Raw genomic sequence first — 9,319 nt, 5'->3', positions numbered from 1 at the left:
CTTTCAGCCCGCAACTCGCGGATGATTTTCATTATATTTGATATTACTGGCTCACACCATCTCCAGCTCGCTGTGAATATCAGAATATAACTACTCTTCCGTTCATCGTCATTTGTTTATAATATTGTTACATACATAATACATAAACTTCCACTCAGTGTCAACATTATTCTTTATTTTTATTATAAACTTTTACATTGTTTTTGTACTTTTTATGCAATATTGCACTTTGATAACAATGTATTTACAAATTAAATAACTTTTAATTTGTACTAGTCACATGAAAGTAAATATAAAAACTCGTTCCCTCAGGCCCTGATTCAACTTGCATTCGCGCCTTATGCCGATCAACAATGTTGTAACATACAGCTAACCCCAGACCAGTACCGTTTTCTTTTGTTGTTATAAATGGCATGCCTAAATTTTTAAGTACTTCGGGGGCAATGCCGGTTCCCTGATCACTGACCTTCAATATTACATTGCCTTCTTCCTTGTACGTACTTATGGTGAGTGTACCTCCCTGAGGCATGGCCTCTAATCCATTGCGGGCAAGATTTAAAATTAACTGCCGTATTTCTTTGGCATCAAGTTCCAATTCCGGAATGTTACCAAGCTCTAGCCGCAAACTACTATTAGCCATTAAGGCATTGGCTTTAATTAGCGGTGCAATAGCCTCGATAATATTATTTAATTTCATCATATTTAATTTAAGGGTTTTATTTTTGGCTAATGACAAAAACTCGGTAATAATTTCATTACCACGATCCAATTCTTCAATCATGAGGCTATAAAACGATAGCCGTTCGGTATCTTTTTCTTTTTTTCTTAACAGTTGCAAAAAGCCGCGAACCGTCGTCATCGGATTCCGCACTTCATGAGCAATGGCGGCAGCAATTTCGCCAACAATATGTAATCTATCCAGCCGAAGCATTTCTTTCTCCATAAGTTTATACTGGGTAACATTCCGCAATACGCATAATACTGTCTCAACGACCTGATTTTCATTGTATTCCGGGATAATATGAGCATTAAAATATTCTACCTCATTACGTTTGTTAATCAATTCAATCTCTAAAACGCCATCTTTTGCTTGGCCATCAATAATACTGTTAACCATACTGGTAAACTGCTTAGAAAATCCGCAATCCTCGATATGCCTGCCAATAAGCCATCGAGCAGGTATTCCGATATAATTTCCTAATACAGGATTAGCATACACTACATTACAAGATTTTGATAATCGGAAGATGACATCCTGCGCGTTTTCTACTAACGTCTTAAATTCCCGCTCTCGCTTTTGAATTTCTAAATTTTGCTCTAACACTTTATCTGTATTTCTTTTTAACGCCTGCACCATTTTATTAAACGTATTAGCCAGCACGTTAAACTCAGCATTTGCGCTGGTGGAAATTGGCACATTCGTAGATCCATCAGCAATAGCCTGAGCACCACGGATTAAAGCATCAATCGGCTCAATCACTTTTTTCTGTGCTAGTAGGTAAATAAACAGCAGCACACATAACATAGTAGCACAATAGATGTATAATATCGGATATAGCCGGGCACTAACACGTTTACTTAAGGCATATTTGTTGAAAACGGCTACAACCTTCCAGCCAGTATCATGATATACATCCACATAGACAATCTCTCCGGTTTGCTCCTCTTTCACCGCAAAATCCCTTTGTTCCTCCAAATGCATTAATTCCGGAATATTTAATTCATATGGAGTTTTTAGCAGCCACTCCGGGTGTTTAGGACTGGCAATGATTTTATTATTTTGATTAAGAATGACCAAGTAACCATCTTCCCCTATATCAATATTTTCTATCTCCTGATATAATGTCTGCAAACTCCATTTAAATACCGCCACCCCAACCACTTCATTATCTCGCTCCACTGTGTGAACAACAGTAATAAGATATTCCCCGTTTGCATTTAAGTAAGGATCTTTGGTAATATAGGGTTTGCCTCTGCTCATCACAGCATCCTGATACCAAGCTCGCGTACGGGGATCAAACACTTTTACAGTAGAAAAATCGGGATATTTCAGATAACCACCTTGACTTGTCCCTAACGTAATATGCATAATTTCCCTATACATCTGTTCCACCATCATTACATGCTGGTACTGCTCTGGTGTAAGTTGTGAAGGCTCTGCAATTATACGATCACCAATAGCCTCAAAAAGTTGTATGGTTCTTTCATCGTTAGCGAACGTATTAATTAATTTTTTTGCGAGTTTTAATTGACCGTTAACACTTGTATATACTTTTCCAATTGCATCCTTGACTGTTTTCTCAAAATCCTTTTTGGTTTCACTGGTAACCAATATCTGAACATATAAACAGCCTAAAATAAAAGGAATAGTACAAGATAAAAAAACCCCAAACATAAAAACACTTCTAATTGATGGCTTTTGCAAAGAAATCTCCCTCCTAATAACAAGTCACCACCTCTATAATTTCTCCAATTTTTGGAAATAACCTTTTTATAGATTGCTAGATTTGTCTTTTTGTATTTCTGCTTTTGTCGTAAGCCTACTTCCTAATCTATAAAAAAAGCGCTAACCCTAGTTAAAATAATTAGGGAAAGCGTTCTTGTTTTATCTGAATTATACAGATAAGGCAACTATCCTTACCAGCTATCATGAAGACAGATATAAATCCAATTATGAGCCTGACCTAAGAGGAAAAAGCTGTGCATTTACCTTGCTGCTGTACCAAATGCAATATAAATTATTTAGGCCCAATAAGATATAAAATTAGCACAGTTATTCCTAACGTGCTAACGCCAAAAATAAAATAGGGTATGATATCTAGTACAATATCAAGAAACATGTGCATTTGAGTACGAAATTTTGACTCAGACATAATACATCTCCTCTCAGCAGCAGCTGGCACTTACATCTTATCATCATTTTAACATATTCCAACATGATTCCGAAACTATACATAATAAAAATTGTCGCAATTTATCCACTTTTCTTGCCGTTTTACGCATATTTTGCTCAATTTTAGTAACTTTTTCATCTACCCATGCCCTCTTCTTATCTGTATTACTATTTCCCAACGGTAAACAATGGTTAAAGATGGCTTTTCATTCAATACTTTGTTGTCTATTATCTGCATTTTTTATTTCATTGTCATATTTTTGTCAAATTAATGTTATATAGTACTATTAAAACCATATTAAGGAGATGACTGTGATGAAAAAAATTGCCTGTTTAATAGTCCTTACCTGCTTTCTTGTTACCCTTTCGGGAACAGCTTTCGCCTGGAGTGATCGCTCCGAAGGACGTCCGTATCAGCATCGCTTTACTCAACCTAGTATATCAATATGGCATGAACATAATGATGAATTTCATGTAAAATCAACTAACCTGCGCAGTCAACACGTATTTTCTGGTATAATTCAAACCGATGGACGTTTTTATGATATTGAAGAACAAAACTTGGAAAATGGTGATTATATTAAATTGAACCGTGAACGCAATGTAATTCGCTTTCGTTTGACTGGTCGCGGGTTTGATGAATTTAGCTTTAAAGTAAGAAAAGGAACTATCTTAAAATTTGATCTCAAAAAAGACGGCAGTGACATGCCCCGCAAACAAATATTTATTGGTAAAGATGGCTGGCACCCTAGAGATAATCGGTTTATTCTCAGATAACGGTAACAGCCACTAACCTAGTCTGTCTGAAACATTAGCCAATCGTTGGATGATTCACAACATAAGATAAACACGTTTGCTGCACCATGCACCGTCATGTATATTGTTATATTGACTTTGCTTTATAACCGACGCCCATGTGGGCATATAACAAAGAGGTTGTTCGTCCTATCGCTGAACAACCTCTTCATTCTCCAATTACACAATAATCTTTTTTTGAGGAAAAGAGTAGTAAATCCACTTTAGCATGATACCTCACAGACAGAGTAAGCTAATATCAGTTTCCCTGATTTCTGGTGCCAGACACTGCCTTCTCCGAATCATTGCCAATCACGGGAAAATTCCAGCCGTATTTAATACAGCCAAGCCGCAAACCTGTGGTAATACCAAAGCAAAGATACAAGGGTATATCGCCGACATAGTACTGCTGAGCATAATAAAAGGCAATAGCGCCTACAATAGTCGTGATCGCATAGACCTCCTGGCGAAATACATACGGAATTTCCTTGACAAACACATCCCGCAAAACACCACCGCCAATTCCTGTGATTACAGCAACTGTCGTAACAATCCACAGCGAATCCAGGTTGTGCTGGATGGCAAGATTAGCACTTGTAGCCGTAAAAGCACCCAATCCGATGGCATCAAATATCTGTATCGTATTTTTGAATCTCTCCAACCAGCGATAAGTGAAAAAAACGCCAATCGTAGTGAGTGAACTGATAATAAAAAAAGTAGGATCCCGGAAGGTTAACGGCGGTGTATTACCAATAATCACATCACGCATGATTCCTCCGCCAATCGCAGTCGTTATAGCCAATACTAATACGCCAAAAACATCTAACCGCTTATGAATCCCTGTCAATGCACCGGAAACCGCAAATGCAATGATTCCCGTGACTTCAAATATGGTCCATGCCATTGCTTCTGCCTCTCTTATAGATTAACCTAATTTGCTTCTTATCTCCATTCTACCATATAGCAGCTAAAATTTGTTATAAGGCAAAAAGTTAAGATTTTTCAGTTAATAGCAGAACAGTTTAATATAGATTGCCATTTATTCAGCACCGTACTTAGCGTGCAATAACCCCGCTGATCGCAATCAGCGGGGTTATTTGTGCTTTAGAACTTATAAGTAACGGTCGTACGGAAGGATCTGTAATCTTCGCCTTTGTCAATCGTTTTCATATCTTTGTAGAACAGATCAAAGGTGGTATTGGCATCGATCTTATGGGAGAAGCCATAGTACATACCTTTGCCATTGGTATCATAGGTAGTCATGCCTTCAAAAGCTTCAACATTGCCCTCTACCCGGTTGTAGATAGCAAATATGGAGTTTTTCTTGTCAAGATCATAGCTTGCCCCAATCGCATAGCCTTTGTCGTTAGAATCTGCATCTGACTTGCCATATTCACCGAAATAGGTGGCTTTGCCTGCGGTGTAAGAAGCATTGATTCCATAATGCGTGGAATCATCGCCGTCTTTACGATCGGTGACTTTCGCTAATGTGGCCCCCAGTTTCCAGTCTTTGGCTGGACTATAGGAAGCATCAATTGCATAGATTTTCGCTTCATCGGCATTCTTATCCCAAGGTTGTCCCCAAGCCTGACCGGCAACTAACGTAAGATCAGTAATACCAGATTTGCCGGTAGCCTTAACACCGTCAATAGCTCCCGTATGTTTACCGAAGTAACCAGTAGAATCCACCAAAAGGCCTTGTCCCAAGAATAAGTCTTGACGCCCAATGGTATAGTCAAAACCTTTGCCTTTTAGAATAAAGCCAAAACGGTCAATGGTGGTTGCATGATCATCATGATACTCAGCCTGATAAAAGTCAGCCCCAACATTATCACTTGAAAGGAATTGAGTGGAGAAACGGGTGTAGAAAGTGAGGTTTTTGGCAACTTCTGAAGTGGCGTTCAATCGGAACCAGAATTTGCCACCATCTTTGTCATTCTCATTCCAGCGGTAGTGAAGTTTCACATCTCCGTTTAACTGGAACTCGGGAAACGAGGCAGCCATGGCCGAGCTGGCGCTTAACAGCATCACGGCAGCAAGGGATGTCGCAACAGTTTTTTTCATTAATGTACTTCCTCCTTTATTTTTCTTAACATGATGTAAGGATAACCCTCGCCTGTTTGAAACGCTGATCCAACTGATAAACGGCACTCATTTTTTAGCATTGGCCTTGAAACTTCCTGGTACTGCCAGCTTCGCTGCCATAACCTATTTACCAAATTGACATTATGATTTTGAAAATAATACCTAACTAGGATAAGCTCACTAAGCACACCACGGTTATGTAGCAATGCCAGAATAATAAATAACACCTACGAAGCTTGTCCCTGCCAAAAAATTGGTTCCGTCTTTCAGTTGGCTTGCGCTCAAGACAACACAGAGACCCATATTGGTAATCCTAAATCATTAGCCACCCGCAGGTAACTACGGTAATCATAGTTTCGAACTGACTCCTTAGTGAAATTAACCAGTTTTTGTAAAACCATGTTTTTCTCACTCGCTCAGTTGTCAATTATCCGCACTATATTACTTATATATAGTAATCGGCTGACAGTAAAACTGTCAATACCCTATACCAGAAATTACTGAGAATTTTTTTGAAAAAATACCATAATTAGTAAAAGAAAAATATGCCGAACAAATGGCTGTAACCTTACTGTTTAGCAAGCAATTTTAATGGGAAAAATATCTAAATAATTAGAGTTAGTTGATTCTCTATAATCCGCACGTTGCATATAATGTACCGGAGGGATATATATGTTTACAGATTTCTTTTCCGGCATGGTTTCTTTATTGATGATTCCCATCTGTACGGTGGCCTTAACTTGGGTAATATGCAAAATTACACCAGATCATTAAGGTCTTTTTTTTTTTTGCATTTTGCTTAAGCCACTACCTGGCTCCTGTCCTCAGCTTCGTCTTCATTGGTATAAGAAAGTAAAGATGGGTAACTATAGGACTATACTTTATCTATTAGTTTACAGACAATGATTAATAAACTGTGCAGAATTGTTATTTTGTTATTTCCATAAATACAATATATTGAGGAGCGTGAAATAATTGGGACAAAATGAACAACTACAAGCAGTGTTTCCCGCAGAATCAGATATCCCAGAACAATTTCGAATAACCAAACCCATACAGCAAAAGCAGTATCTAGTTAATGGTGAACTCAAGCAGTGGGATGGTCCCTACCACGAAGTGGTTTCGCCAGTACTAGTGCGAAAAGCCGGAGCCATTCAGCCAGTACGCCTTGGTTGTTATCCTGTCTTAAGTGAAAAGGAGGCACTGGAAGCCCTGGAGGCTGCCGTTAAAGCGTATGATAACGGTTGCGGTCTTTGGCCTACAATGACGGTGGAAGGTCGAATCCGTCACATGGAAATTTTCGTCCACAAAATGATCGAAAAACGGGAAGAAATTGTTAAACTTCTCATGTGGGAGATTGGGAAAACACTGCCGGATTCAGAAAAAGAATTTGACCGAACAGTGGATTATATCCGGGATACTATCGAAGCCCTTAAAAGTCTGGACAGGGAATCCTCCCGTTTTACCATTGAGCAGGGAATTATGGCCCAAATACGACGTGCCCCATTAGGAGTTGTATTATGTATGGGTCCATACAATTATCCGCTCAACGAAACCTTTACCACCCTAATCCCAGCTCTGATTATGGGAAATACAGTAGTCTTCAAACCTCCCAAACTAGGTGTATTACTGCATTATCCGCTGCTGACCGCTTTCCATGAGGCTTTTCCGCCTGGCGTGGTTAATACCGTATATGGTTCCGGTCAGAACGTAGTAGGCCCAATTATGCGCTCCGGCAAGGTCAACGTACTAGCCTTCATTGGTTCCAGCACTGTGGCCGACAAACTAAAACAGCAACATCCTAAACCGCATCGATTACGTAGTGTTTTGGGGCTGGAAGCCAAGAACGCCGCAATTATACTGCCAGATGCGGATATGGATCAGGCTTTAGAAGAAACCTTAGTTGGTTCTTTATCTTATAATGGTCAGCGTTGCACTGCCATCAAAATTCTGTTTGTGCATAACCAAATCATTGATACATTTATTAAACGATTTTCAGATAAAGTCAACAGTCTTAAATTAGGCGCCCCCTGGGACCCTGATGTCAAAATCACGCCGCTGCCGGAAGCCAGCAAAATCGGCTATCTACAGGAACTCATTGCCGATGCGGTTACCCATGGCGCTTCTGTGGTCAATCCAGGCGGTGGTGACAACTATGCTTCTATTGCCAAACCAGCAGTCTTGTATCCGGTCAATGACAATATGCGAATCTACACCGAAGAGCAATTCGGCCCCCTGGTCCCCATTGCTGTATATGAAGATATTCGTGATCCCATCCGCTATGTCATTGAATCAAATTACGGACAGCAGGTCAGTATTTTCGGGACAGATCCAGACATGATGGCCAGTCTCATCGATCCCCTGGTAAACCAAGTCTGCCGGGTAAATATCAATAGTCAGTGTCAGCGGGGACCAGATACTTTTCCCTTTACCGGAAGAAAAGATTCGGCAGAGGGTACTTTATCGGTAACTGACGCATTGCGGGCATTCTCTATTCGAACTTTGGTAGCTGCTAAAACCACACCTGCCAACAAGAAGTTAGTTACCAATATCATTAAAGAAGGCAAATCCAAATTTTTATCAACCGATTTCCTATTATAAACTTGAAGAGGCTGACAGCGAGAGGATTGTCCACTTAAATCCTTAATATCTTTGCTTTGTTTTAAGGCTCCTGGTCCATCTTGCGCCACAGCGACTTCGGCTTCCCCAAAAGTTTTCATATCATTAAGCACATGGAGTGATGCTGTAATGAGCGACATGCCCAAAGCAGCACCAGTTCCCTCACCTAGATTCATATCCAGCTTCAAATAGGCTGGTACTCTTAGCAAACCGAGCAGCTCTCTATGTCCCGGCTCAGCCGCAAAGTGCGACCCAATCAAATAGTCTTTCACCATGGGAGCCATCTGCACCGCAAGCAGGGCGGCAGCACTGGTAACAAGACCATCGAGCACTATGGCTGCTCTCCCAGAAGCTGCACCAATAATTACCCCAACCAAGCCTGCCATCGATAAATTGCCTACTTTTGTCAAGACATCCAAAGAATCATGCTTATCAGGCTCATTGACTATCCAAGCTCGTCTGATAAGCGCCCGTTCACGTCCAGTGATGTTCTCAAGCGGCTGTTCACTATAGCAAGAGGCAACCGCCAAACCAGAAATCGTTGCCGCTATTCCCATTTCCCCCAAGCCAATGACCTGCACACCAGTGTTTATAGTCTCAGAAGCAATTTTGATTCCGATCATTATGGCTTGTATAACCTGTTCCCTGGTTAATGCCGGACCTTGCAGCATATTTTTCGCACCATAAGCAATTTTTTCATGTCTAACGTTGGAATAAGGGGGCAATTCAGCAGCAACACCAATATCCACTAAAATTGGCGTAGCCTTGGCATGCTCAGCAAAAACATTGATTGGCGATTTGCCTTGGCAAAAGTTTTCAACTTTTTGGATAGTGGGTATGTATTCATATCTACATCTGGCAGCAATGGTTGCTTCGTTATCGGCGGCCATAATGATAATGCCTTTAGCCAGATTACGGGGACGTGAA

General features: G+C 40.3%; 6 protein-coding genes and 1 pseudogene. 2 read left to right on the top strand and 5 right to left on the bottom strand.

Going from position 1 to position 9,319, the window contains the following annotated elements; genetic code table 11:
- Nucleotides 1–262 precede the first annotated feature (262 nt).
- Nucleotides 263–2,425: an ATP-binding protein gene (locus AC29Z1_RS08855; RefSeq protein WP_488271096.1), complete on the bottom strand. Its 2,163-nt coding sequence runs from the start codon at nt 2,423–2,425 to the stop codon at nt 263–265.
- A 313-nt stretch (nt 2,426–2,738) separates the two neighbouring features.
- Nucleotides 2,739–2,873, bottom strand: a complete 135-nt coding sequence (locus AC29Z1_RS08850) for a hypothetical protein (RefSeq protein ID WP_488271095.1) — start codon at nt 2,871–2,873, stop codon at nt 2,739–2,741.
- Between the two features lie 335 nt (nt 2,874–3,208).
- Between AC29Z1_RS08850 and AC29Z1_RS08845 the strand changes: the two genes are divergently transcribed.
- On the top strand, nt 3,209–3,670 hold the full coding sequence (locus tag AC29Z1_RS08845) for a hypothetical protein (RefSeq protein WP_488271094.1): 462 nt from the start codon (nt 3,209–3,211) through the stop codon (nt 3,668–3,670).
- A 277-nt stretch (nt 3,671–3,947) separates the two neighbouring features.
- On the opposite strand, the gene AC29Z1_RS08840 is transcribed toward AC29Z1_RS08845, so the two are convergent.
- Nucleotides 3,948–4,592, bottom strand: coding sequence for a trimeric intracellular cation channel family protein (locus AC29Z1_RS08840; protein ID WP_488271093.1), 645 nt, complete (start codon nt 4,590–4,592; stop codon nt 3,948–3,950).
- 200 nt (nt 4,593–4,792) lie between these two features.
- Nucleotides 4,793–5,752, bottom strand: coding sequence for a porin (locus AC29Z1_RS08835; RefSeq protein WP_488271092.1), 960 nt, complete (start codon nt 5,750–5,752; stop codon nt 4,793–4,795).
- A gap of 1,023 nt (nt 5,753–6,775) precedes the next feature.
- On the opposite strand from AC29Z1_RS08835, the pseudogene AC29Z1_RS08830 reads away from it, so the two are divergent.
- A pseudogene (locus tag AC29Z1_RS08830) lies at nt 6,776–8,206 on the top strand (NADP-dependent glyceraldehyde-3-phosphate dehydrogenase); the annotation flags it as partial.
- Here AC29Z1_RS08830 and AC29Z1_RS08825 read toward each other — a convergent pair.
- On the bottom strand, nt 8,176–9,319 hold a 1,144-nt coding region (locus tag AC29Z1_RS08825; protein ID WP_488271091.1), incomplete at its 5' end, for a nicotinate-nucleotide--dimethylbenzimidazole phosphoribosyltransferase. The pseudogene AC29Z1_RS08830 and the gene AC29Z1_RS08825 sit on opposite strands and share 31 nt — an antisense overlap.

Source organism: Sporomusa sp. (assembly GCF_057736855.1).
The sequence above is the reverse complement of the archived record's forward strand: the minus strand, read 5'-3'. Positions and strand labels throughout refer to the sequence as shown.